The organism is Campylobacter sp. VBCF_06 NA8 (assembly GCF_027737825.1).
Classification (GTDB): Bacteria; Campylobacterota; Campylobacteria; order Campylobacterales; family Campylobacteraceae; genus Campylobacter_B.
Window position 1 is genome coordinate 233,357 of record NZ_JAOVUB010000002.1, and the last position, 25,466, is coordinate 258,822.

Here is a 25,466-nt window from a genome sequence, read left to right on the forward strand (position 1 = left end):
TTTTTGAAAAATTTAGCTATAAACGAAATCTCTCGCGTCCTAGGGCGCGAGGTAATCATCGAAAAACCAAAAGACAAAACCCTAGCTCACTATGCTTCGCCTGTGGCTTTTTCGCTCGCAAAAGAGCTTAGAAAAGCCCCTAAAATCATCGCCCAGGAGCTAGCGGCTAAATTTAGCGATAACGAAATTTTATCAGCAAGTGCGATAAATGGGTATTTGAATTTTCATATAAAACCTAGCGTGCTTGGAAATTTAGCCCAAAATGCGCTAAATTTGGGCGAAAATTTTGCGAAAAATAGCGCAGAGCATAAAGGCGAAAAAATCCTGCTTGAATACATCAGCGCGAACCCAACCGGCCCTCTTCACATAGGCCATGTCAGGGGCGCAGTATATGGCGATACCTTCGCTAAGGTAGGAAACTACCTAGGTAGCGAGGTTTGCACAGAGTATTACATAAACGACGCTGGCAATCAAATCGAATTGCTTGGTATTTCCATGATACTGCGAGCGAAGGAAATTTTCGGGCAGAGTGTCGAGTATCCCGAGAAATACTATCGCGGCGAGTATATCGATGAGTTGGTAAATTTAAGCGTAGAGAAATTTGGCAAAGAGATTTTTTATGATGAGAGCAGAGTTTTAGAACTTGCAGAATTTGCCAAAGACGAGGTTTTGAAAATCATCAAAAAAGATTTGGCTGATTGCGGAATTACTATACAAAACTGGGCTAGCGAAAAGAGCCTTTATGGCGAGCTTGATACGACTATTGCCAAGCTTGAAAAAAGTGGCGAAATGTATAAAGAAGACGGCAAGGTTTGGATTAAATCTAGTGCCGTGGGCGATGAAAAAGACCGCGTCGTTATCCGCGAGGACGGCCGTCCGACATATCTAGCGGGCGATATTGTATATCACAATAACAAATTCGAGCGCGGATTTGAGCGATATGTCAATGTCTGGGGCGCAGATCACCACGGCTATATCGCGCGTTTAAAGGCGGCAATCCACTTCCTAGGATACGATGAAAATGCCCTAGAAATCGTGCTTATGCAAATGGTTAATTTGCTAAAAAACGGCGAAGCGTTTAAAATGAGCAAGCGATCAGGCACAAGCGTGCTAATGAGCGATGTGCTAAGCGCGATTGGCAAGGATAATTTGCGCTTTATGTTTATTAGCAAAAAGGGCGAAACACCGCTAGAATTTGACATTGACGAACTTGGCAAGGAAGACAGCTCGAACCCGATTTTTTATATCAATTACGCTCACGCTAGAATTTATCAAATTTTTGGCAAAGCTGGCAAAAATATGAGCGATAGCGAGGTTTTGGGCGCAGATTTTAGCACGCTTGACGAGGCTGGGCTAAATTTGGCTTTTGAGGCGATGACGCTAAATGAGGTTTTAAACGAAGCCTTTGCTAGCAGAGGGCTGCAAAAAATCCCTGATTTCCTTAAAATTCTAGCCGCAGATTTTCACAAATACTACAACGAAAACCGCGTGGTTGGCAGCGAAAACGAAAATGCCAAACTCAAACTTTTTGCCCTTGTCGCGCTTAGTATTCGCACGGCGTTTGGCTTAATGGGGCTAAGTGCGAAAGAGCGCATGTAAATTTTGCCGAATTTTCGGCAAAATTTCATTTCAAAATGAAAAATCCTATCAAAACTCTACTTTATAAAATCAAAAAACCGCTCCCGCCGGGTGCGCGCAAAATCAGCGGAATCATCAGCGATGTGCGTGCCTGCGAGGTGAGGGAGAATTTTTTTGTCGTGATTTTTCATGTAGGAGGGCTTAGGTTTAGCTCGATTTTTGCCAAATGGTGGGCGAAAAACGGCGATTTGATCGATGTGATTTACACCAGAGGTTGGCAGGAGGGCACTTATAGCGCGCTTAGTGTCACCAGCTATTCGACCACGGCTTATTGGGGAAATTGGAACTTGATAAAGCGATTTTGTGGCGTGGTATTTTCGCTACTTTTCGTCGCATTTATGAGCGCACTCATCGTATCTGGCGTGGAAGAAATCGCGCGGATAGAGTATTTTTACGACAAGCTAATTTATTTTCTTTTCTTTTGCATTGTCGCAATCGTCTATGGCATGGGCGTGGTAAATGCCTATGTCAAATTTAAAGTATTTTTTAGTTTTATCTACTACAAGCGCAAATCTGATAAATTTTTAAAAGCCCTAAATTTAAGATTTCCGTTAAAATAAATTTTGAATTTTAGCCCAAATTTTGATTTTTCGCCTTAAAATAGCTTCCAATCTCGCTGATTAGCACGCCTGAGATTATCAAAACAGCGCCTAAAATTTGCCAGCGATTTAGGATTTCTCCACCTACGAAAACCCCCATAATACCCGCAGTTACTGGTTCTAGCGTGAAAAACAGAGCGACCTTAATCGGCGTGGTGTAGCGCTGCATCAAAGCCTGCGCAAAAAACCCAAAAACCGTCCCTACAAGGCAAATGAAAATCATCGCAATGAAAAATTTCGTATCCAGCACAGGCGCGACACTCACGCCACTGACAAAGTAGCTTGCCAATGCGCAAAACAGGCTAAGTGAGGCGATTTGGACATAGACCATGCCAAAAATTTCGCATTTGCGCACGAAATTCGCCGTCAGCACGATATGAAACGAATACGCGCTCGCGCAAATGAGTGCCAAAATTTCGCCCGCTCCAAAGCCAAGCTCGGTTTGGCAGATGAGATAAAGCCCCGCCACAGCGAAAGCAACGCCGATATAGGCGTATGAGTAGATTTTGTATCCAAACAAAATGCTGGCGATAAATGGCACGAGCGCGACATTTAGCCCCACGATAAAGGCTACCGACGAGCTAGCGGCGAATTTCATCGCAAAGGCTTGGCTTACAAACCCCGCGAACAAAAACAGGCTCAAAACCACGCCATAGCGGATTTGCGTGCGTGAGATAGATTTGATTTTGCGCCAAAACAGAGCCGCGATAATCACGCTAGCGATAAAAAATCGCCAAAAAAGCAAGACAAAAACATCGTTGCTCTCAATCGCCCATGCTGTGGGCAAATACCCCAGCCCAAAGGCAATCGCCACAAAAATCATGCCGATATCAGCTCTAAATTCCATGCTTAAATTTTTCATAAAGACCCTTTTTGTATTTGGCAAAAATTTAGCAAATTTGGCTTAAATTTGGAATTTTAAAATGTAATTAAATTTACAAAATAATCAAGAATTAATTATAAATTTTCCGCTTCGCAAGCCCGCAACCCTGCGCCAGAATTTGAAATTTAAAAATGGGGTCAAATTTGACCCCATTGTGCTTTTTAAAGCAGAGTTAGAAAGTTATTTCTATGATTTCATAAGGCTTGGTGAAGCTTTCATCCTTGACTTTGAGCAGGTTTTGAAGCTGTGGCGCTAGGACATAATAGACGATTTTGACATCGACAGTGTAGGTGTTTTGTGGCATAGTTACGCTAAATTCTCTGCTCTCCCCAGCGTTTAATCTCGTATCTTCCTTCAAAGTTTTTGCGGCATACGATAGGGTTTCATCGCCTTTGCTATCTGTATAGATCGCACGAAGCGCGCCTAAATTTTGCGTTGATAAAATTTTGCCAAGCCTGTCTTTAAATCTGACATGCACTTCAACCGAACGCCCGCTAAATCCTGTCGGGACCTTGTGAGTGGTTAAATTTTTTAAATTTATCACCGCTTTGTCGCCGCCTAAGCGATTAAATCTAAGCTCAATCGCCTCTTTTAGGATATCTGAGTTGCGCGCGCCGTTGAAAAAGTGAGATCTGATATCTCTGATAACCGCGCCCTCCCTAGGTGCGCCAGGGGCGATGATTTTTTTGCTCGATTTGCCCATGTGGCAATCCACGCAAAGTTTGGCGTTTTGCACGCCTGCGCCCTCAGCTTGTGTGTTATAAATCGAAAGCTTAGATTTGCCGCCTTGTCCTTGGTGGCAAGAGTTGCAAAGCTCGTCGTTGTTTTGGAAAAAATCTCGTTTTTGGCTTTGGTGATACAGAGCGTCAGCCTCGCTCACATCGTATGGACCGGTCACATAGTCCTCGCTCCACGAGAAGCTTTTGTATCCAGAGATGCTCGGATCGCTTTGGTCTGGTTTGATTTTATCGACATTGTGGCAAATGTAGCACGAAATGCCGTTTTTGACATCTTCGCTTTTGGTAAATTCTTTGACCTTGTCTTTCTCGCCAAGATCAAGCGACAGCGCCACGCTCATCGATACATCGAGCTCTTTGATTTTCATTTTTGCGTTGTGGCATTGACCGCATGATAGCGTTAGACTCTCTTCTAAATTTCCCGTTTCTTTGGCGATTAATGAAATTGATTTTTTGTAAAGTTCGTTAGAATCCTCGTGTGATAGCGCGTGTAGGGATTTGACCCAAGCTTCATGCACATCGCTGTGGCAGGTGGCACAGACATTTGGATCAGCGAAATCAGCCTCAGCAGCAAACAAAAATGAGAAACCTAGTCCCAAAAGCCCTAAAAATTTAAACCTCATAATCTCCCTCCAAATCGAAATTTAGGCTATTCTAGCAAAAGAATTCTTAAAATATTCTATTAGTTAAATTACACTTTTTAGATAAATTTAATATTTTATTTATCCGAATTGCGCTAAATTTCGACGAATTTTTGGAGGTTGAAATTTGAAATTTTTAGAGCAATTTAGCATTATTTTAGGAATTTCTCTGTGCGCTGAAATTTTATCCAAACTTATCCCACTTAGCATACCAGCTAGTATTTACGGGCTGATACTTATGCTTTTGGCTTTGATTTTTAGGGTGGTTAAAATCTCGCAAATCAGGGAGAGCGCGTCGTTTTTCATGCAGATAATGCCTGTGATTTTTATCCCGGCAGGGGCTGCTATCATCGTAGCTGGCGATGTTTTGATGGCGAATTTTTGGGCGATAATCGTGATTGTGGCGATTTCTACGATTTTGGTAATGGGTGCTAGCGGGTTTGTAACGCAGATTTATTACGAAAAAATGCTAGAAAAAGAGCGCAAAAAGCTCTACGAGGACGAAAAATGAGAGAGATACTTATAAATTCGGCGTTTTTTGGCGTTTTTTTGTGTTTGATTTCGTTTCAGGCTGGAATTTATCTGAAAAAACGCTTCAAACTAGCGATTTTCAACCCGCTTTTGGTGGGGACGATTTTGACGGTTTTGACGCTGGTGATAGTGGATATCCCATACGATAAATTTAACGCCAGCGCCGCGCATGTGAGCTTTTTTCTCACGCCGATTACGGTGTGTTTGGCGGTGCCATTATACGAGCAACTCTCGCTCTTGCGTAAAAATTTTGTCGCGATTTTTGCGGGGCTGTTTTCGGGCGTGCTGGCTGGGACTTGCAGTATTTACGCGCTGGCTTTGATTTTTGGCATAGACCATGCGCTCTATGTGACACTGCTACCCAAATCCGTAACCGCGCCCATTGGCATGGGTATTAGCGAGAGTTTGGGCGGAATCGTAAATTTGACCATGGCGTGCATAATCGCAACGGGGATTTTAGGAAATATATTTGGAGAGGCGATTTTAAGGCTATTTCGTATAAAAAAATCCGTAGCAAAGGGCATTGCGCTTGGGTGCGCAAGCCATGCTATGGGGACAGCAAAAGCCCTTGAAATCGGAGATATCGAGGGCGCAATGGCGTCTTTGGCGATGGCTGTAACCGGGCTTTTTACCGTGGTTGGGGCCAGTATTTTTGCAAACTTCATTTAAGGAAATTTTATGGTAATCACAATCGCTAGACAAACAGGGGCAGGTGGGCGCGAACTAGCCCAAAAATTGGCAGCTAGGCTGGGATACACTTACCTCGAAAAGGCCGATTTGCTCAAACGAGCCGATTCTTTGGGGTGCTTTGAGATGATGTATGAATTCTACAACGAAATGCCCATAAATATGCTCTTGCACGCCATTTCGCACAACGAAATCGCAAACGAAGAGAAGCGCGAACGCATAGCCAAAATTTATCGCCAAATCGCACATGACGGAAATATCATAATTTTGGGGCGTTGTGCTGGGTATTTTTTGCGCAGTAGGGGGGATTTGCTGCGTGTGTTTTTGCGCGCTGAGGACGAGTTTAAACTCGCTCGCCTTGCTAGCGAAACCAAGGGCGATGTCAGGGAATTTATGGAAAACTCAGACTCTGGCAGAGCGAGCTTTCATAGGTATTACACGAACGAAATTTGGGGCGCGTCGCAAAACTATGATATCTGCATAAACACATCGTTTTGCGGTGTCGATGGCGCGGCGCAAATCGTGGAAAATTTGATTAAATTTAAAGAAAATTTGAGCGATAAATGATTTAAATTTTCAAAACTTATAGCGCGTAGTATAAAATTTTATACAATCAATTTTGAGAGAATTTATTAAAAATTTTGCTTTCAAAATTGATTGATATTGATAAAAGTTATTGACTTATATTCTAAATTTCGTTAAAATACCCCGATTTTTCGCTATTTTCAAAATCACTGTATTTTTGATAAGCAAAATTTACAAATTTTATCCACGGGGGAAATTTATGGATTTTCTAAAAGACTATATTGATTATATAATTATTTCTATTTTGGTTTTTATGAGCTTTTTGGTCGTTTGGTTTAGCATAGAGCGGGTGCTGTTTTACAGAAGAGTATCGCCAAAAGACTACAAAAGCAAGGCACTGTATGAAGAGGCACTGAGCAAAAATCTCACTGCGCTTTATATTGTGTATTCTAACGCCCCGTATATCGGGCTTTTGGGCACTGTGGCTGGCATTATGATTACATTTTATGACATGGGTGCTAGTGCCAATATCGACGCCAAAGCTATCATGCAAGGCCTCTCTCTCGCGCTCAAAGCCACTGCGCTGGGGCTTTTGGTCGCTGTGCCTACGCTGATGATTTACAACTGCTTTTTGCGCAAAGTCGATGTCATGCTCAATCGCTACGAGGGCTAAAATGCGACTACCTAGGAAAGAGGGGCTAAATATCGTCCCATTTATCGATATTATGCTGGTTTTGCTAGCAATCACGCTTAGCGTTTCGACCTTCATCGCACAAGGGTTAATTAAGGTCGATTTGCCAAGTGCCAAAAGCGCGCAAAGCCCAAGCGAAGAGAAGAAAATCACCATTAAAATCGACGAGCACTCGCAAATTTTCATCGATGATATCGCCGTAGATAGCGAGGCTTTGAAGTCAAATTTAGAGCATTTGCAAAAGCATGATTTGATTGTTTTAGAAAATGATAAAAACTCCAAATTTGAGGCTTTCGTCATCGTAATGGACGCCCTAAAAGAGCTAAATCACGAAAATTTCGCAATTGTGACGAAAAAAGATGAATAGCGCAATCGGATTTTTTACTTCGCTGATTTTGCATATTGCCTTGCTTGGGCTTGCGTTTGCGAATTTCAGGGTGCCAAATTTGATGCAAGATGAGGCGTTAAGCGTGATTAGAATTGAAAATTTCGTCGCTTTGAGTGATACTGCGCCCGAAAATGTGGAAAATTTAGCCGAGCAAAATTCACAGCCTGAACCTGCCCCAGAACCTGTTTCTGAACCAGAGCCACAGCCTGTCCCTGAACCAGAGCCCGAGCCTACCCCTGCGCCCGAACCTACGCCAGAGCCAGAGCCTGCCCCTGCACCTGAACCGCTCCCTAAACCTGAGCCAAAACCAAAACCAAAACCAAAAAAAATCGCAAAAGAAAAGGCTGTAAAAAAGAATTTCGATAGCAACAAAACAGGTGCAAATTTGCCAAATTTAGCCCAAACTAATGCTAGCGCAGGCGCACCAAAAGCGGGCATGGCAAACATACAAGGCAATGCCAAGAGCGATAATATCGGTGGCGTGATACAAAAAATCATCGCAGCCTACGCGCAAAAAAACTACCCAAAAAGCGCGAAAATGCGTAAGCAAACCGGTGTGGTAAAGGCGGAGTTTTCGTATTTGCCCGGTGGCGCGGTGCAGGGCGCAAAGATCACAGCTAGCTCTGGTGTGGAGGCGCTCGATGAGGCTGTTTTGAAGGCGATAGAGCGCACGAAATCGAAATTCCCGCCCACGACAAGCGCGCGAACTTTTGTCGTAAATGTGCGCTTTGTGCTGAAATAAATTTCAAAATTTTGCAAATTTAGCGATTTTAAAATTTTAAATTTGTAGATTGCCGCGCTCGTTTCACTCGCTCGCAATGACAGATTAAGGAAAATTTGCCAGCCATTGTCATTGTGAGCTTTCACAGAAAGCGAAGCAATCTACGAGATTAAATTTACGATTGATTTTTATGTTATTATGAGTAAAGCTTTGCAAAGCGAAGAAGCCTTATTTAAATGATTATTAAATTATTTTATCTTTTTTTGGTGGGCAAGGATGCCCGACCTACGATACTCATAGTTCTTTCCTTTAAAAAAATTTGATTATTAAAGTATGTTGTAACTTTTTGGTAAATTATCAATATTTATATTTTTTTGTAAAAAATATTTTTTTACTTCCTTATAAATTTCATCGTTATATAGATAAATCAAATAATATCTAGCCGACAACAATGCACCATACATGGGCACAGTGTGGTGTGGCATAGCAATTTGTATAAATGGAAATATTTTAAAACCATTTAAATTTTTACTTATGAATACAAAAGCAAAAAATTTTAGTATTAAATTTGAAAAATAAAATGAAAGCAAAAAATACATTGTTTTCAAAATTCCAGTTGATAAAAATGTTAAACTTATCACTATAAGCATAAATAAATCAAAGAATATGTCGAACATAGATTTTTTCATTGTGCATTGAGTAAAGAAAGGTTTAGCCAATTCATCTTGTATAATATTGCATTTCCTTTTTAATTTTCCGTAATCATAAAATTCGATATGATGATTTGTAAATTTAATTTTATGATTTTTAAATTTGAATTTTTGCAAAATCGCAACAATAACAATATAACCTATTGGTATCAAACTTAACCAAAGCAACTCTTGTGGCACTTTACCCCAACGCAATTCGTTGAGTATTCCAGCAAATATTCCAGCAAAAACGAAAGATGAAATCCATAGCGTTAGCACAAAAAATTCTTCATAACTTTGTATAATGAGCGGCTCTTTATCATAATCCCTAAAATTTGGATCGGTTTGTTTTTTATTTTCTAGCCATTGTTGATATTTAGCTTCTTTTTCTTTTGCTTGTTGAATTTTCATTTCGGCTTTTTTAGTCATTTGCTCTGCTTTTTCTCGCATTATTTTTTCATTATCCAAATTTAATCCTTTTTATAAAATCCCAGTCAGTATCTGTGATACTGAATTTATCAAATTTTACAAATTCAACCCCGCTTAATCAAATGTAAAATTTAGTAAATCACATTTGCAAGATAAAGTCCATTTGGTGGGGCTGGTATGCGGGTGAGGGCGTGGGAGAGGTCTATGGGGCGATTTGATTTGAGTGAGGCAAGGGCGTTTGCTAGCATTAACCTTACTTGCGCGCGCAAAAAGCCGTTTGCGACGAAATTTACCACGCTGAGATTTCCATGCGAATACGCACGCGCTACGAAAATTTCACGAACCGGGCTTTTTATCTCGCTTCCAACCTTCATAAACTCGCTAAAATCGTGCTCGCCGATAAATTTCGCAAGAATTAAATTTAGCTTTTCGGTGTCAAATTTGGGCATAAAAATTTGAAAATCGCTTAGAAATGGGTTAAATTCGCCGTGGTTGATGATGTATCGATACGCCCTAGCTTTGGCGCTGTATCTTGGGTGAAATTCATCGCTTACCACGCGCAGGTCGCGCACGAAAATATATGGCGCGCAGTGGCGATTGATGAGCTCTTTAAGGCGCGGTAGGCTTTGGTAGAGTTCGCATTTTACGGTGCTTGTTTGGCGCAGGGCATGCACGCCCTTGTCGGTGCGAGAGCTAGTGGTGAGCGCGCCAAAAATCCCGACTCTGCCTAGCGCGATTTTGAGCGCGTCCTCGACGCTACGACCATGTGGCTGGGACTGCGAGCCACAAAATCGCGCGCCGTTGTAAGCGTAGGTAAGAAGTAAATTTTGCATTTTAATATCGCGGTTTGATTTTGAAGTTATAATAAATCCAAGATAGGATAAATGTCAGCAAAAATGTTACGCTAATGGCGATTTGTGGGCGTTTGGCTAGTATCATAATCAGCGCAAAATAGCTAAAAAGCACCCCAAAAATCCCAGCGTAAATAAAGCCCTTTTCGTAGCGGTAAGTTACGATTCCAAAGCTTAGCGCAAAAAGCACGCTTGCTAGCGGAAATAGCGAAACAAGCACATAAATGCTGAAATCTTTTTTGCGTTTGTCGTTTTTGCGCATTTCGCGCCAGTATCCTAGCACATCGCTCCCTGTGCGGATATTGCTCTTAGAAAGTGTGCGTATGATAAGCTCGTCAAACTCAGTAATATGCCACTCGTCGCTATCCACGGTGTAGATTTTGCCATCGCGTAAAAGCGCGGAGAAGCTTTGATTTTCGCTTACAAACTCGCCTTTTTTGGCGATGATTATGCGCTCATCTTCGCCTTTTTTGCCGTGGTTGTAAAATACTAAATTTTTGTAAATTTTGCCGTTTTCGCCCTCGTCTTCACCCTCGATGAAAACCATCCACTCCGAAAATTTCTGTCCAAATTCACTAGCTTTGATATTTAGCGTGGCGCTGACTTTTTTGTAGTCGATGAAATTGTCTTTGAGATTTTCGGCGATTGGCATCATCACAAGCGAAATAAAGAGCAAAAGAACCGAAAAAATCGCCGCAATCACGCTGAAAAACACAGCGATTTTGCGCGTAACATAGCCGATAGTAAAAAGCACGATTGTCTCATTTTCTTTCGAAAGGCGGAAAAGCGCCATGCTAAGGGCGACAAAAAAGGCAATCGGCACGGTGAAAATGAGAATTCGCGGTAGCATAAAAAGGTAGAGTTTGATTAGCTCTATCAAATTTATCTCGATAAAAGAGGTAATGCGCGCAATCTGCAAGAAAAACACAATCGACATAATGATAAAAAGCGTGCTAAATAGCGATGCAAACGAGCTTATGAAGTTGCTAAATAGGTATTTTTGAACTCTATCCATAAATCATTTCCAAAAGCTCTAAAATTTGAGCTTTGAATAAAATCGTAAGCAAAAGTCCAGCTGATAAAAACGGCACAAACGGCAGTTCGTAGCCTTTTTTGTTGGCGATTGCGTATGCTGGCAGGGTCAAAATCGCGCCGATATAAATCGCGATTCCGCCGAGCTTCCAGCCCAAAATCGCGCCGATGATTATGGCGATAAAAATATCGGCTGAGCCCATGGCTTCGCGCTTTAAGACCTTTGTGATGATGAGGCGAAGCGCGAAAAACGCTAGCCCATACCCAGCAGCTGGATACAGCAGGCTAATATCAAAATCATAAAGCAAAGGATAGACTAAGCTAAGTGCGGTAGCTGTGAAAAGCAGGCTATCTGGCACGGCCTTGAACTCGAAATCGATTGCCGAAAGTGCTAGCAAAAGTATGAAAAGTAGCGCTAAAATGGCGGCTTTGATGATATCTGGCTCGCAGATGTAGGCGCACAGGGCTAGCGCGCCAGCTAGAAACTCCACGATTGGGTAGCGAACGGAGATTTTTTCCTTGCAAAATGCGCATTTTCCTCCCAAAAACAGCCACGAAAACAGCGGGACATTGTGGTAAAATTTCAGTGGAGTGCCGCATTTAGGGCAGTGCGAAGCAGGGAAGTTGATACTCTCGCCGCGCGGAAGCCTGTGGATTAAGACATTGCTGAATGAGCCGACACAGATGCCAAAAAGGGCGAAAATCGCCATATAAAGGTAGTATTCCATAAAAATCCATTATTAAATTGATAAATTCTGCAAACGGCTATTTTACAATTTTTTGGCTAAATTTTGGGCAAATTCGGGAGTGAAATTTAAAATTTACGAAATTTGCTCTCATTGCGCAAATCAATCGTGTCGTTAAATCTGTCATTGCGAGGAGCTGTGTAACAGCGACGAAGCAACCTACGAGTTAAAAATTTAAAGCATGCAAATTTGCACTCGTTGCGAGCTTTCGTAGAAAACGAAGCAATTTGGAGAATTATCATTTAATTTTGGAATTTTATTTTGGAAATACTGCGCCGAAATTTTAAAATTCAAAATCTTTTAAATTTTCTTAGATTGTTAGAATTTTGTGTATTTTTGTTTTGTGATATTATAAACCACCAAATCTTCGGTTTTTGTTTTTAAATTCGTTAATTATTTGCGACAATTCTTCGTTAGAAAATTCTGGCCACAAAGTATCGCTAAATGCTAGTTCAGCGTAACTTGCCTGCCAAAGCAAGAAGTTTGAAATGCGTTTTTCGCCACCTGTGCGGATTAGCAAATCCACATCGCCACTGCGCGCGGTATCTAGGCGCGCTGAAATTTCGCTCTCGCTAAATTCGCTCCCAGAGCGTGAAATTTCACGACACGCTCGCACGATTTCATCACGCGCGCCGTAATTTATCGCCAAATTTAGATTTAAATTCGCACAATTTTGCGTAAAATTTTGCAAATCATAAATTTTGCTTTTCAGATCATCGCTAAATTTCTCTATATCGCCGACAGCTTTGAAATTTATGCCGTTTTTTAAAAAACTCTCTTTTTTATCAACCAAAAATTTTGCCAAAAGTTTCATCAAAAACTCAACTTCACTTTTTGGCCGCTTCCAGTTTTCGGTGCTAAATGCGTAAAGAGTTAAATTTGGGATTTTTTCTTTTATGCAAAATTCGCAGACACTCTGCACGACCTGCGCGCCCACTTCGTGCCCGCCAGTGCGCAGAAGGGCGCGTTTTTTAGCCCAGCGCCCATTGCCGTCCATAATGATTGCTAAATGGTTTAATTGATTCACGATTTAGATTTTTTTAAGCTCGTTTGCTAGTTTTAGCGCGATTTCATCTTTGCTCGCAGTGTCTAGCTCGGTAATAAAATCGTTTGTCAAAAGCGTGATTCTCGTGACATCGCCACCTAGTTTTACCACATCATCTAGCGTATTTAGGCATACTGCGTCGAGATTTTTCTCATCTAGCATGCGTTTTGCTTCGTTTAGTGCAGTTTCTTTGTCAGTTTCGAGCTTGAAGCCGATTTTTTTGATATTTGCATGCACTGAGCTTAGGATATCATCGGTCTTGCCAAGGCGCAGGTTCCATACATCGCCGATTTCTGTCTTTTTGACCTTGCCTTTGTAGCGGACTTTTGGAGTGTAGTCGCTAACAGCTGCTGCCATTATCAGGTATGAGCCATCAGGGAATTTCGTGCTATCAAGGGCTGATTTTAGGCCGATTGTGCTCTCAAAAATCGTAAGTTTATAAGGCAAATTTGGATAATCCACGCTCGAAATCAGCGTTACATTTGCGCCTAGATAATAAAATGCGTCCGCGATTGCCTTTGAGGTTTTTCCGCTAGAAAAATTTGTAATTCCGCGGATATTGTCGATTTTCTCGGTTGTCGGACCGCCTGTGATGACGACATTTTTGCCTTCCCAAAATTTATCCTTATGGATTGCGCGTTTTACGGTTTGAAGTATCGCCTCTGTGGTGGCTAGGCCACCTTTGCCCTTTTCGCCACAAGCTAGCATTTTTTCGATTGGCTCGACAAACAAGGCTTTGACATTGCTTTTTAAAATTTCAATGCAGTTTTGGGTTATGTTGTTTTCAAGTAGCGCAGGATTGGCTGCTGGTGCGATTACGACCTTGGCTTTGGCGAAGGCTGCGTTTATGGTTTGTAAAAATACATTATCGCAAACTCCCCAAGCAAGCTTGTTTATCGTATTTGCCGTAGCAGGAGCGATTAAGACTAAATCTACTTTTGAGTAGTTTATGTGATTTACCCCTTTTTGCCAGTCTTCGTTGCCACTGCATAGCACAGGGTGATCGCACAAAGCCTCGAAAGCCTTGTAGCTCACAAACTCGCTCGCACCCTCGCTAAGTGCGACATAAACATCGAAATTCGCCTTTTTAAGCGCAGAGAGAATTTCAAACGCTTTATAAAAACTAATGCTTCCACAAACTGCTAGTAAAATTTTCTTCTTACTCATTGTTGCTCCTAAAAAATTTATAGAAAAATTCAGCTTTGTTTGTTTGTTTTGATCTAGCTATCGCTAGTGCGCCATTTGGGACATCTGAAACGATAGTTGAGCCAGCCGCTATGATGACATCATCGCCTATTTTAACTGGGGCTACGAACTGCGTATCAGAGCCTACGAAGACATTTTTTCCGATTATGGTTTTGTATTTTTTCTTGCCGTCATAATTGCATGTAATCGTGCCGCAGCCGATATTTGTGCCGCTATCAATCTCGCAATCTCCAAGGTAGCTTAAATGGCCTGCTTTGATATTATTAACTTTCGCGTTTTTTAGCTCGACGAAATTTCCGATATGAGTGTCAGAAATCTCGCATTTTGGGCGTATGTGCGCCATAGGGCCAAGGTCGGAATTTTTAATTAGTGAGCTTTCAATTACGCTTGAACTTTTGATTATAGAGTTTTCGATCACGCACTCGCCGATAATGCTGACATTTTCTTGCAACTCGCACTCGCCGATAAATTTCGCCCTGCAATCTATATAAATCGTGCTAGGAAGGCGCATTAGCACGCCAGCTTTCATCAAGCGCTCTTTTATGCGATTTTGCATAATTTCCTCAGCCACGCTTAGTGCAAATTTGTCATTTATTCCCATAAAATTTTGCTCATCAACCCATACAGCTTTGCATTTTAAGCCCATATTTTTGGCGATTTGTATGCTATCTGTGAGGTAATACTCTTTTTGTGCGTTGTTTGGTGTGATTTGAGGCAGTATTTTTTCTAGCACCTTTGTGTCGAAGCAGTAGCACCCAGCATTAGCGTCGCAAACTAGCTTTTCTTCCTCGCTAGCGTCCTTTTGCTCGACGATTTTTAAAATTTCGCCGTCAGCCGTGATAACTCTGCCATATCCAAATGGATCTTTTGCGCGAAATACGCTTAGGGCGACATCTGCGTCGCTACTGCAAAGCGAGCGCAAATCCGCGCTGTCGATTAGTGGCATATCGCCACACACGATTAGAGTTTTTTGGCTATCAAATTTGATATCTTTTAGCGCGCCTGCGGTGCCCGGGAAGTTTTCGTGGTCTTGTTTGTAAATTTTGGTGTTTGGATACTCGCTCAAAACTGCCTCTTTGACACGATCAAATTGATAGTGCAAAATCACGCTCACATCATCGCTGATTTCATACGCGCGCTCTAAAACATGGCTTAACATCGACTTTCCGCAAAGTTCAAATAGGACTTTTGGGCGGTCTGACTTCATACGCGTGCCAAAACCAGCGGCTAGAATTACTACTGAAATTTCACTCATAATTTTCCTAAAAAATAAAAATTTAGGGATTTTATCACAGCAAAGATTAATAAAAGATTACTTTTGCGGGCTGAAAATTTAAAATTTGCCATTAATAAAATTTGTAATATAAATTTAATCTCAAATTTTATAAAATCGCTAAATTTTTAAAATTTTGGGGCAAATTTTGACAAAACTTATCATCGTTACCTTTATTTGGGCGTTTAGCTTTTCGCTAATCGGCGAGTTTTTGCGCGGGATTGATAGCGCGTATTTGGCGCTTTCGCGCGTGGCTTTGGCGTTTGTGTGCTTCGTGCCGTTTATGAAATTTAAAGGTGTAAATTTGCGCCTAGCAGGGCAAATTTGCGCGATCGGCGCAGTGCAAATCGGCATAATGTATATTTTTTATTACAAAAGTTTTGCGTATCTCAAAGTCTATGAAGTGGCGCTTTTTACGATATTTACGCCGTTTTATGTGACGCTGATATATGACGCGTTTGCTAGGCGTTTTCGCTCGCTTTATCTGCTTAGCGTCTCATTTGCGGTTTTTGGGGCGTTTGTGATTAAATTTAATGGCATAAATTCTGAGTTTTTAACCGGATTTTTGCTGATTCAAGGGGCAAATTTGTGCTTTGGCGCAGGTCAGAGCGCGTATAAATATCTGTGCGAAAGCAAGGGTCTTGGCGAGCAAAAAGAGCTTTTTGGCTATTTTTTCCTAGGCGCGGTGATTGCTTGCGCGCTTGTGGCGGCGCTTTTTGGAAACGCGGCGAAATTTAATCCAAACACAGAGCAGGTTGCAATCATAATTTTTATGGGCGTGGTAAGCTCCGCGCTTTGCTATTTTTTGTGGAACAAAGGCGCTTGCGAAGTCGATGCTGGCGTGCTTGCGATTATGAATAACGCTCTAATTCCAGCTGCGATTATCGTAAATTTAGCCCTTTGGCACAAGGACGCCGAGCTTGGCAAATTCTTAATCGGTAGCGTGATAATCGCATTTTCACTAATCCTGCACAAAAAAATAATGAAATTTTACGCAAAAGCCTAAATTTGGTTAGTTTTGATTAGTTTTTGTAAAATTTAGAGATAGAATTTGTAATTAAAATTTCGCAAAATTTCATTAGGTTTAAATTTGTTCGCTAAAATTGCGGATTTGAATTTAAAAAAAAGTTGGAGAAGATGAAAAAAATAGTCAAAATTTTACTTATTTTAGCCCTGATTTCGGGTGGATATTTCGCTTATAAAAAATTTGGCGCAAAAGATGAAGCCCCAAAAATCCTAACCACAAAAATGCAAAAAGGCAATATCCGTGGCACCGTGACAGCCACTGGCGAGGTTTATGCGCAAGAGTTAGTCGATGTGGGTGCGCAAGTAGGCGGTCAGATCAAAAAGCTCTATGTCAAAGTTGGCGATGTGGTCAAAGCTGGTGATATGATAGCCCAAATCGACTCAGTTACCCAAGAAAACAATATCGCCAAGGAAAAGGCGCAGTTAAATATCTATGAGGCAAATTTGGTTTCAGCCAAAATCGCTAGCGATAACGCCCAGATTCAATACAACCGCGAGCTTAAACTCTACAAAGCAAACGCGACTTCGAAAGAAGCCCTAGAAAACGCCAAAAACAATCTCGCTGCAAAAGAGGCAGCCAAAAAGCAGATCGAAGCGCAAATTGAGCAGACCAAACTCTCTTTAAGCACGGCTGAGACAAATTTAGGCTACACCAAAATCACAGCCCCTACTAGCGGGACAATCGTATCTGTCCCGGTAGAAGAGGGAAAGACGGTCAATGCCAACCAAACCACGCCAACTATCGCAAAAATCGCGGATTTAAGCAAAATGGAGATAAAAATGGAAGTCGCCGAGGGCGATATTTCTAAAATCAGCGTCGGCACGCCGGTAGAATACTATATTCTCTCAAATCTCAACGATGTGCGCCAAGCCCATGTCTCACACATAGACCCAGGTCTTACTACGCTAAGTGATGGCAGCTACGACAAGGCTAGCACGAGTGTGAGCTCATCAAAAAGCGCTGTTTATTTTTATGTCAAATCCCTAATTGATAATAGAGATAATTACCTAAAAATCGGCATGACGACAGAGTGCGAAATCATCGTAAATCACGCAGAAGACACAAATTATCTGCCAACTTCTGTAATCAAACGCGATGAAAAAGGCGATTATGTCATGGTAAAAAGGGGTTTTGGCTCAGAGAAAACCTATATCAAAAAGGGTATTAGCGATGATTTAAATACCGAAATTTTGGGCGGTTTGAGCGATGATGATGAGATTATCATCGCAGATGGTTCAAACGCCAATCAAATCGGCGATGGCAGAGGCGGACGCGCTCCTAGAATGAGATTTTAAAATTTAAAATTTAGCCATGATAAAGTTAGAAAATATAAACAAAAAATTCAAACTCGGCGACGATGAGGTTCATATCCTAAAAGATATAAATTTGCATATAAAAGCCGGCGAATTCGTATCAATCATCGGTCAAAGCGGTAGCGGAAAATCCACGCTGATGAATATCATCGGCTGTATTGATACCCCAACTAGCGGAAGCTATAAAATCGACGATAAAGAGGTTGCCAAGCTTAGTTCAGATGAGCTTGCAAGCCTTAGAAGTAAGAAATTTGGCTTCGTTTTTCAAAAATACAATCTCATCGCCTCAATCGACGCTACCGAAAATGTCGCCCTGCCAGCTGTGTATGCAGGCGTGCCATCTCATGCTAGGATTAAGCGCGCAATAGAGCTTTTAGAAGGTTTAGAGCTAGGCGATCGCACGAAAAATTTGCCAAACAAACTCTCGGGCGGACAGCAGCAACGCGTCTCTATTGCAAGGGCTCTCATAAATGGTGGCGAGATAATCCTAGCCGACGAGCCAACAGGCGCGCTTGATAGCAAATCTGGCGTCATGGTAATGGAGATTTTAAAAAAACTCCACGAAGAAGGTCATACTATAATCGTCGTAACCCACGATAGCAATGTCGCCTCAATCGCTGATAGGATTGTCGAGATCAAAGACGGCCAAATTTTAAGCGATAATGTCAAAATGGGGCGCACCTTTGATTTGCATAAAGAAAAGCTAGAAAAAGAAAGCTCGCTTTTCTCCGCCAAAGATCAATTTATAGAGAGCTTTAAAATGTCGGTCAGCGCGATATTTTCGCATAAGTTGCGCTCGATTTTGACAATGCTTGGAATTATAATCGGAATTGCCTCAGTTATCTGCGTCGTTGCCCTAGGAAACGGCTCAGAGGAGAGGATTTTATCAAATATCCGCTCGATTGGCACAAATACCATTAGCGTCTATCCGGGGCGAAATTTCGGTGATATTAGAGCAGGCGGGATAAATACTCTAACCAAAAACGACTCCCTGGCATTAGCGCACCAGCCTTATGTGGATTATTCTACGCCAAATTCGCGCACGAGCGGAACGCTAACTTACGCTAGTATGAGTGCGACGGGGCAGGTTTTTGGCGGTGATGTAAATTCGCTCGCAGTCAGTGGAATAGATGTGGTAGAGGGGCGAAATTTCAACGAAGATGATATAAAATACTCAAATTCTGTCATCATTATCGATCAAAACACCAAAAAAACGCTATTTAAAGGCGTGGAACCACTTGGAAATACAATTTTATTCAACGGCAGGGCTTTACGCATAATCGGCATAGCTGGCGAGGATAAAAACGCCTTTGGCAGTAGCGAGAGTTTGCGCGTGTATGCGCCATATACGACCGTGATTGATAAAATTTCAGGCGATAGGCAGATTAGCTCAATCACGGTCAAAATCAAAGACGATGTCAGCACCGCAATGGCTGAGGAGAGTATCACACAGCTACTAATCCAGCGCCACGGCACGAGGGATTTTCACACGCGAAATTCAGATACGATTAAGCAAACGATAGAGAGCACGACAGGCACGATGAAAATTTTAATCGGCTCAATCGCCTTTATTTCGCTAATCGTGGGCGGAATCGGCGTAATGAATATCATGCTAGTCTCAGTTACCGAGCGCACCAGAGAGATCGGAATCCGCATGGCAATCGGCGCCAAAGAGGGCAATATCTTGCAACAATTCCTAATCGAGGCGATTTTGCTATGCTGGTTCGGCGGAATTTTGGGAATTTTGTTTGCGCTTTTAATTGGATTTGGCTTTAACACCCTAAGCCCTGATTTTTCGATGAAATTTACCATTGCGCCGATAATCGTATCCTTTGCGGCCTCATCTGCTATCGGGATAATTTTCGGGTATTTGCCAGCAAGAAGTGCAAGCAAACTAAACCCAATCGACGCATTAGCACAGGAGTAGAGATGAAATTTAATATATTTGCAAGCGCAGTTTTCGTGGCGTTTTTTGGCGGGTGTGCCGCGATAAATAGCAACCTTGATTACGAAGTGCAAGATAGCTTCATAGACGAAAACGAAACCTATGAAATCGCGCAGGATTGGTATAAGGGATACAATCAGCCATATTTAAATGCCCTTGTTGATGAGGCTTTGGCGAAAAACCACGATTTGCGCGCAGCGGCGTTAAATTTGGAGCGCGCGTATGCGAATTTAGGCCTTAGCAAAGAGGATTTATTCCCTACGCTTGGGGCTTCGTGGGGAGCGGGCGGGGTCCGCGATATCAGCAGAAGTGATGAGTGGAGCAAGACTTATAGCTCTGGCTTTAATGTCAGCTATGAGCTAGATCTTTTCGGGCGGATTCGCTCGAACATAAATGCTAGCGAGTGGGACGCGAGTGCGAGTGTGTTTGACTTACAAAACGCCCGTTTGATGCTGATAAATTCGGTCGTGAGCGGGTATTTTGAGATGCTTTATCTAAACGATGCGCTAAAATGGACGAAGCAAAATTTAAAAGATTATGCGCAAATCGAGCAGATTGTCAAGGCAAAATATGATTATGGCAGATCCGAGCTCATCGAATACAAGCAGGTGCAAAACAGCATTTTGAATCTAAAAAACCGCGTTTTGGAAATCGAGAAAAATATCGAGGATAACCGCAAATTTATGCGTGATTTAATCTCGCCTGAATTGCAGTTTCGCACAGATTTGCCAAGCATTGAGAGCGTGAAATTTCTAGGCGCAGACCTTAGTGTGCCTTACACTGCTTTGCATAATCGCCCAGACATTAGAGCCGCGATTTCTAGGCTAAATGCGGCGTTTTATGACCACAGACGCGCAAGGCTAAATTTCTTCCCGCGCGTAAATTTGGGCGCAGGGTTAAATTCGGCAAATACAGATAAATTTAGCGATGGATTTGATTTGAAATTTTTAAGCGGAAATGTCAGCATTAGCCTGCCGTTTTTGGACTATGGACGGCTAAAATCGCAGTTAAGGATAGCTGAGGTGGATTTTTACGCTTACCGAAATTCTTACGAAAAAACCCTAAGTGGCGCAGTAAATGAGACGCTAAATTTGTATAGAATTTACGAAATCAACCGCGCAAGGCTTGCAAATTTAGCCGATACTTACAAAACAGCTAGTGAAATCGAGCGCATTTACCGCGTCAAATACGACGCAGGTGCTAGCGAACTAAAAGATTTTTTGGAGGCTAGATCGAGTGCGATTTCAGCGCGAATAAATCTACTTGCGCAAAGATATGCGAGTATGCAAAATGAAATTTCGATTTACCGCGCTATGGCTGGTAAATTTCGCCAAAAATTTTAAATTTTAAAATTTGTTTAGCATTGAAAAATTTAGTTTTTCAATGCTTTTTAAGTAAAATTTTTGTAAAATCCACACCTTAAATTTTTTAAAAAAGGAAGAATATGAAAAGAACATATCAACCACACAACACCCCTAGAAAGCGCACACACGGCTTTCGTGTAAGAATGAAAACAAAAAATGGACGCAAAGTTATCAACGCAAGACGCGCCAAAGGTAGAGCAAGATTGGCTGCGTAGGTAGTTTCGCTCCGATAAGCGAAAATCAGGTTTTTTCAGAAGTTTATAAAAGTGCTGCGAAATGGCACTGTGATTGCGCTGTCGTGTATTTTATGGACGGCGAGCGCAGGTTTAGTGCGATAGCTAGTAAAAAGATTGGAAATGCGGTTAAGCGAAATCGCACCAAACGCCTGCTAAGAGCGGCGTTTTATAATCAGCAAAATTTATTAAAAGATGGCACTTTTATCATTATCGCAAAAAAACAGATTGAAAACATGAGTTTTAAAGAGATAGAGCGAAGTTTGCGTTGGGCTTTTAAAAAGATAGGTTCGATAAAATGAGAAATTTTTGTGTTTTTTTGATTAAATTTTACAGAGCCTTTATTTCACCTCTTTTACCTGCGAGTTGTCGCTACTATCCCACATGCTCTACTTACGCGCTCTATCAGTTTAAATTTAACCACCCCTTACACGCATTTTTTGCTACATTAATTAGAATTTTAAAGTGCAACCCTTTTTTCAAGGGCGGTATAGATCACCCTATTATCAAGCATAATTTTAAATTTAATTTTTTTTGGGCATGCAAAAACAGTGCTTTGGGCGTAAAACCAAAAATTTGGTTTATACCATATTCAAAAAATCAGTATTATATAATATTTAGGAGATAATCGTGTTAGATCAAATATCCCAACAAAAACGCCTAGGACTAGCTATTTTGCTAGCTTTTTTGTTTTTTGTGGCATACGACCATTTTTATATGTCAAAAGTCAGAGCTGCTATGGAGGCGAACAAAACAGCCACTGTCGCACAAAGTGCGCAAAGCGTGGCAAAACAAGCCCCAACTAGCGCAAGTGCTAGCATAACTCCAAGCGCAAGCGCAGGTGCGAGCGCGCAAAATCAGTTAGTCAAAATCGTCGGCAAAGAGGCGAATTTTACGATTGATAATTTTGGTCGCATTAGCTCATACACACTAAATGATAAAAAATTTACAAAAGATGGCGAACCGATAAATTTAATCAGCAAAGATGGCGATTCAAAACCGCTTGAAATCAGATTCGAAGACGCTAGCTTAAACGAATTAGCATTTTCTACTCCATATACTGCTTCCGCTGATAGATTAGATATCACAAACAGCACAGCTAGCGTGGTTTTGACGCAAAATTTAGGCGATTTTGTGGTTAGCAAAAATTTGAAATTTAACCCAAATGGAAGTTACGAAATCGATATCAAATTTAACCGCCCGACTTCGTATTTTATCACACCTGGCTCTCGCCCTGATGTCGAGGTAGATGGATACACAATCCACGGAATCACAGTTGGCAAAAGCGACGATACAGTCGAGATTTTTGAAGACGGCGATGTGAGCGAAAACGAACGCGTCGAAAACGCTGTATTTGTGGCTAGCTCAGATAGATACTACACAAGCCTATTTTTTGGCGAAAATTTAAACACCACGATTACTAGCGCAAACGATATTTCGCAAGCCTTCATTAGAGCAAACGGCGATTTTAAGAGCATTGGCTATATCGGACCGAAGGATTATGTAACCCTAAAAGAGGTAGATCCAAAGCTAACTAATGTCATTGAGTATGGCTGGTTCACCTTCATCGCAAGGCCTATGTTTAAATTTTTGCGCTGGATTTACAGCCATGTAGGCAACTGGGGCTGGGCGATTGTGATACTTACGCTAATTATCCGCGCAGCACTCTTTCCGCTTAGCTACAAGGGTATGTTATCGATGAATAAGCTAAAAGATTTAGCCCCAAAAATGAAAGAGTTGCAAGAAAAATACAAAGGTGATCCTCAAAAATTGCAAATGCACATGATGGAGCTATATCGCAAAAATGGCGCGAACCCAATGGGCGGATGTTTGCCGATACTACTTCAAATTCCGGTATTTTTCGCGATTTATCGCGTGCTTTTAAACGCAATCGAGCTAAAAGGTGCCGAGTGGGCTATGTGGATCCACGATCTATCGCTAAAAGATCCATATTATATCTTGCCGATTTTGATGACAGCGCTTATGTTTTTACAGCAAAAAATCACGCCTACTTCATTTACAGACCCAATGCAAGAGAAGGTAATGAAATTCTTGCCACTAATGTTTGGTGTATTTTTCCTAATGTTCCCAGCTGGCTTGACGCTGTATTGGACTGTGAATAATATGTGTTCGATAGTGCAACAATATGTCATAAACAAAATCTTTGCTCGCCAAAAGCAAGCCCAAATTTCGGAGAAAAAACATGAAAATTGAAGCGATAAATTTAACGCAAGCTTACCAAAAAGCAGCAGATGAGTTTGGGTGTTCGATTACTGAGCTAAATATTAGGGTAATTCAACAGCCAAGTAGCGGATTTTTGGGCTTTTTTAAGAAAAATGCCATTATCGAGGTTGTCAAAAAGGGTGAGAAATTTCCACAAAGCGAAAATTTAAGCCAAAAACCAAATGACGAGAAAAAACCGCAAAATTCGCAAAAAACTAGAAGTGCAAATTCGCACAAAGTCCGCAAAGAAAAGCCAAAAGCTGCCATAAATGATGAAATTTGCAAAGATATTGAGCAAAAAATCACAAATTTAATCGCACAAAGCGGATTTAATCTTAGTGTTTGCGAGGTTAAAATTCACGATGAAAACAGCGTCTATATCAAAATCGACGGCGATGATAGCGCGCTACTAATTGGCAAGGAAGGCCACAGATACAAGGCGTTTTCGTATATGATTTATAACTGGATTAGTATGAAATACAACCTCTCTGTCGTTTTCGAAGTGGCTGAATTTTTGCAAAACCAAAGCAAACATATCGACTCGTATGTGGGCGCATTAAAAGCGAACGCAAACGGCTCAAAAATCGTAACCAAGCCATTTGACGGGGCATTTGTCAAAATCGCTAGCGACAAGATTAAAGAAAGCTTCCCGGATCGCACGATCGGTATCAAATCCACTCGTAACGGCAAAATCATCATAATCGACGAAAAAAATTAATGAATCAAACAATCGCTGCTATCGCCACCGCTCACGGAGTCGGTGGAATATCAATCGTGCGCATAAGTGGGGCAGGCGCCCTGCAAATCGCGCGCGAAATTTCGCATAAAAATGACTTCGCACCGCGCCACGCCACACTAGCGAATTTATACGGCGCAGACGGGGTGAAATTTGGCGAGGCGATTTTTATATATTTCAAAGCTCCGCATAGCTTCACTGGCGAAGATGTCGTGGAGATCCAAACACACGGCGGACTTATTAGCTCGTCTATGGCGCTTGATAGCGTGGTTGCGCTAGGAGCGCGTATCGCTGAGCCTGGGGAGTTTAGCAAAAGGGCGTTTTTAAACGGCAAAATGGATTTAAGCAAGGCTGAGGCGATTAGCGATTTGATACTTTCTCGCTCAGAAAGTGCGGCTAAAATTTTATCTCGTAACCTGCACGGCGAGCTTGAAGGCTTTGTAAATGACCTGCGCGCTAAGCTTGTCAAAACACTCGCATTTGCCGAAGTTTGCATTGATTATGCTGAGGAGGATTTACCGCACGATGTGCTTGAAAATTCGCTAAAAATGCTAAATGAAAACATAGAAAATTTAGAAAAAATCACCCAGATTAGCAAGAGCAGAAAAGGGCTAATCGAGGGCTTTAAGGTCGCGATCGTAGGCAAACCAAATGTGGGCAAAAGCAGTATTTTAAACGCGCTTTTAAACTACGAGCGCGCAATCGTCAGCGATGAGGCTGGCACGACTAGGGATAGAATCGAAGAGAGCCTTAAAATCGGCACTCACCTAATCCGTATCATTGATACAGCAGGCATTAGGCATGGCGAGAGCAAGACCGAAAATATTGGCATTTCATATTCAATCAAGGCGATTGATGAGGCGGATATTATTCTGGCTGTGTTTGATAGCTCTGCAAATTTTAGCGATGAAGATGAAAAAATCGTCCAAATTTTGGAGCAAAAAGGCGATAAAAAAATATTTTATATCTTAAATAAATCTGATTTAGCGCAAAATTTTGCATATAATTTTGCGCAAAAACCGCTTAAAATTTCAGCCAAAAACGGCGTCGATGAGATTTTAAAAGAGCTTGAAATTTATCTAAATTCGCAGAATTTCGACGGACTTATGCTAAGTAATACTCGCCAAATCAATGCTTGCGAAAATGCGCTAAACGCCCTAAAAAGCGCGCGCGAAAAGCTAAACGAGGCCGAGCTTGAAATTTTCGCTTATGAAATGAATCGCGCCATAGAGCAGATTTCATCGATTTCTAGGCCCTTTGAGAGGGACGAAATTTTAGATGAAATGTTTGGGAATTTTTGCCTAGGAAAGTGA

Annotated in this window: 27 protein-coding genes; 18 read left to right on the forward strand and 9 right to left on the reverse strand. The window is 41.7% G+C overall.

The window, feature by feature from the left end; translation table 11 throughout:
• Window positions 1-3: 3 nt before the first annotated feature.
• Entirely contained in the window at window positions 4-1,599 is a 1,596-nt protein-coding gene (gene argS / locus OFO10_RS03725) for an arginine--tRNA ligase (RefSeq protein ID WP_270866133.1), read from the forward strand.
• Window positions 1,600-1,634: 35 nt separating this feature from the next.
• The gene (locus tag OFO10_RS03730; protein ID WP_270866134.1) at window positions 1,635-2,198 is read left to right on the forward strand and encodes a hypothetical protein; all 564 of its coding nucleotides are present in this window, start codon (window positions 1,635-1,637) and stop codon (window positions 2,196-2,198) included.
• 10 nt (window positions 2,199-2,208) lie between these two features.
• Here OFO10_RS03730 and OFO10_RS03735 read toward each other — a convergent pair whose 3' ends face one another.
• Complete coding sequence (locus tag OFO10_RS03735; RefSeq protein WP_270866135.1) at window positions 2,209-3,099, reverse strand: DMT family transporter; 891 nt, start codon at window positions 3,097-3,099, stop codon at window positions 2,209-2,211.
• A gap of 193 nt (window positions 3,100-3,292) precedes the next feature.
• Window positions 3,293-4,480 (reverse strand): ammonia-forming cytochrome c nitrite reductase subunit c552, encoded by a 1,188-nt coding sequence (locus tag OFO10_RS03740; RefSeq protein ID WP_270866136.1) that lies wholly within the window; start codon window positions 4,478-4,480, stop codon window positions 3,293-3,295.
• A gap of 145 nt (window positions 4,481-4,625) precedes the next feature.
• Here OFO10_RS03740 and OFO10_RS03745 point away from each other — a divergent pair, with 145 nt between their 5' ends.
• From OFO10_RS03745 to OFO10_RS03770, 6 genes are all read left to right on the forward strand, one after another.
• On the forward strand, window positions 4,626-5,009 hold the full coding sequence (locus tag OFO10_RS03745; RefSeq protein ID WP_270866137.1) for a CidA/LrgA family protein: 384 nt from the start codon (window positions 4,626-4,628) through the stop codon (window positions 5,007-5,009).
• A complete protein-coding gene (locus OFO10_RS03750; RefSeq protein ID WP_270866138.1) occupies window positions 5,006-5,698 on the forward strand; it encodes an LrgB family protein in 693 nt (230 codons plus the stop codon). Before OFO10_RS03745 ends, OFO10_RS03750 begins: the two co-directional genes overlap by 4 nt.
• 9 nt (window positions 5,699-5,707) lie before the next feature.
• On the forward strand, window positions 5,708-6,283 hold the full coding sequence (locus OFO10_RS03755) for a cytidylate kinase-like family protein (protein ID WP_270859087.1): 576 nt from the start codon (window positions 5,708-5,710) through the stop codon (window positions 6,281-6,283).
• A gap of 217 nt (window positions 6,284-6,500) precedes the next feature.
• Complete coding sequence (gene exbB, locus OFO10_RS03760; protein ID WP_270859086.1) at window positions 6,501-6,914, forward strand: TonB-system energizer ExbB; 414 nt, start codon at window positions 6,501-6,503, stop codon at window positions 6,912-6,914.
• Window position 6,915: 1 nt separating this feature from the next.
• Window positions 6,916-7,299 (forward strand): TonB system transport protein ExbD, encoded by a 384-nt coding sequence (gene exbD, locus OFO10_RS03765; protein WP_270866139.1) that lies wholly within the window; start codon window positions 6,916-6,918, stop codon window positions 7,297-7,299.
• Window positions 7,292-8,062: an energy transducer TonB gene (locus OFO10_RS03770; RefSeq protein WP_270866140.1), complete on the forward strand. Its 771-nt coding sequence runs from the start codon at window positions 7,292-7,294 to the stop codon at window positions 8,060-8,062. Before exbD ends, OFO10_RS03770 begins: the two co-directional genes overlap by 8 nt.
• Window positions 8,063-8,367: 305 nt before the next feature.
• Here OFO10_RS03770 and OFO10_RS03775 read toward each other — a convergent pair whose 3' ends face one another.
• From OFO10_RS03775 to glmU, 7 genes are all read right to left on the reverse strand, one after another.
• Window positions 8,368-9,198 (reverse strand): hypothetical protein, encoded by an 831-nt coding sequence (locus OFO10_RS03775; RefSeq protein WP_270866141.1) that lies wholly within the window; start codon window positions 9,196-9,198, stop codon window positions 8,368-8,370.
• Window positions 9,199-9,290: 92 nt separating this feature from the next.
• Window positions 9,291-9,992: a tRNA pseudouridine(38-40) synthase TruA gene (truA, locus tag OFO10_RS03780; protein ID WP_270864537.1), complete on the reverse strand. Its 702-nt coding sequence runs from the start codon at window positions 9,990-9,992 to the stop codon at window positions 9,291-9,293.
• A 1-nt stretch (window position 9,993) separates the two neighbouring features.
• Window positions 9,994-11,025: an LptF/LptG family permease gene (locus OFO10_RS03785; RefSeq protein ID WP_270866142.1), complete on the reverse strand. Its 1,032-nt coding sequence runs from the start codon at window positions 11,023-11,025 to the stop codon at window positions 9,994-9,996.
• A complete protein-coding gene (locus tag OFO10_RS03790; RefSeq protein ID WP_270866143.1) occupies window positions 11,018-11,770 on the reverse strand; it encodes a prepilin peptidase in 753 nt (250 codons plus the stop codon). Before OFO10_RS03790 ends, OFO10_RS03785 begins: the two co-directional genes overlap by 8 nt.
• Before the next feature lie 367 nt (window positions 11,771-12,137).
• Window positions 12,138-12,815: a polyprenyl diphosphate synthase gene (uppS, locus tag OFO10_RS03795; protein ID WP_270866144.1), complete on the reverse strand. Its 678-nt coding sequence runs from the start codon at window positions 12,813-12,815 to the stop codon at window positions 12,138-12,140.
• Between the two features lie 3 nt (window positions 12,816-12,818).
• A complete protein-coding gene (gene coaBC, locus OFO10_RS03800) occupies window positions 12,819-14,000 on the reverse strand; it encodes a bifunctional phosphopantothenoylcysteine decarboxylase/phosphopantothenate--cysteine ligase CoaBC (RefSeq protein ID WP_270859075.1) in 1,182 nt (393 codons plus the stop codon).
• A complete protein-coding gene (gene glmU, locus OFO10_RS03805; protein ID WP_270866225.1) occupies window positions 13,993-15,297 on the reverse strand; it encodes a bifunctional UDP-N-acetylglucosamine diphosphorylase/glucosamine-1-phosphate N-acetyltransferase GlmU in 1,305 nt (434 codons plus the stop codon). Before glmU ends, coaBC begins: the two co-directional genes overlap by 8 nt.
• Window positions 15,298-15,460: 163 nt before the next feature.
• Between glmU and OFO10_RS03810 the strand changes: the two genes are divergently transcribed.
• From OFO10_RS03810 to mnmE, 10 genes are all read left to right on the forward strand, one after another.
• Window positions 15,461-16,318, forward strand: coding sequence for an EamA family transporter (locus OFO10_RS03810; protein ID WP_270866145.1), 858 nt, complete (start codon window positions 15,461-15,463; stop codon window positions 16,316-16,318).
• Window positions 16,319-16,449: 131 nt separating this feature from the next.
• Window positions 16,450-17,634, forward strand: a complete 1,185-nt coding sequence (locus tag OFO10_RS03815) for an efflux RND transporter periplasmic adaptor subunit (RefSeq protein ID WP_270866146.1) — start codon at window positions 16,450-16,452, stop codon at window positions 17,632-17,634.
• Window positions 17,635-17,650: 16 nt separating this feature from the next.
• Window positions 17,651-19,579: a MacB family efflux pump subunit gene (locus OFO10_RS03820; protein ID WP_270866147.1), complete on the forward strand. Its 1,929-nt coding sequence runs from the start codon at window positions 17,651-17,653 to the stop codon at window positions 19,577-19,579.
• A 2-nt stretch (window positions 19,580-19,581) separates the two neighbouring features.
• Window positions 19,582-20,940 (forward strand): TolC family protein, encoded by a 1,359-nt coding sequence (locus OFO10_RS03825; protein WP_270866148.1) that lies wholly within the window; start codon window positions 19,582-19,584, stop codon window positions 20,938-20,940.
• Window positions 20,941-21,041: 101 nt separating this feature from the next.
• Window positions 21,042-21,176 carry a 50S ribosomal protein L34 gene (gene rpmH, locus OFO10_RS03830; RefSeq protein ID WP_270859069.1) on the forward strand — a complete coding sequence of 45 codons (135 nt, stop codon included), beginning with the start codon at window positions 21,042-21,044 and terminating at the stop codon, window positions 21,174-21,176.
• Between the two features lie 14 nt (window positions 21,177-21,190).
• On the forward strand, window positions 21,191-21,496 hold the full coding sequence (rnpA, locus tag OFO10_RS03835; protein ID WP_270859218.1) for a ribonuclease P protein component: 306 nt from the start codon (window positions 21,191-21,193) through the stop codon (window positions 21,494-21,496).
• Complete coding sequence (gene yidD, locus OFO10_RS03840) at window positions 21,493-21,822, forward strand: membrane protein insertion efficiency factor YidD (RefSeq protein WP_270859068.1); 330 nt, start codon at window positions 21,493-21,495, stop codon at window positions 21,820-21,822. Before rnpA ends, yidD begins: the two co-directional genes overlap by 4 nt.
• A gap of 2 nt (window positions 21,823-21,824) precedes the next feature.
• Window positions 21,825-23,408: a membrane protein insertase YidC gene (gene yidC / locus OFO10_RS03845; protein ID WP_442867981.1), complete on the forward strand. Its 1,584-nt coding sequence runs from the start codon at window positions 21,825-21,827 to the stop codon at window positions 23,406-23,408.
• Window positions 23,398-24,135: a Jag N-terminal domain-containing protein gene (locus tag OFO10_RS03850; RefSeq protein ID WP_270866149.1), complete on the forward strand. Its 738-nt coding sequence runs from the start codon at window positions 23,398-23,400 to the stop codon at window positions 24,133-24,135. The genes yidC and OFO10_RS03850 overlap by 11 nt, the downstream gene beginning before the upstream one ends.
• Window positions 24,135-25,466: a tRNA uridine-5-carboxymethylaminomethyl(34) synthesis GTPase MnmE gene (gene mnmE, locus OFO10_RS03855; RefSeq protein ID WP_270866150.1), complete on the forward strand. Its 1,332-nt coding sequence runs from the start codon at window positions 24,135-24,137 to the stop codon at window positions 25,464-25,466. The genes OFO10_RS03850 and mnmE overlap by 1 nt, the downstream gene beginning before the upstream one ends.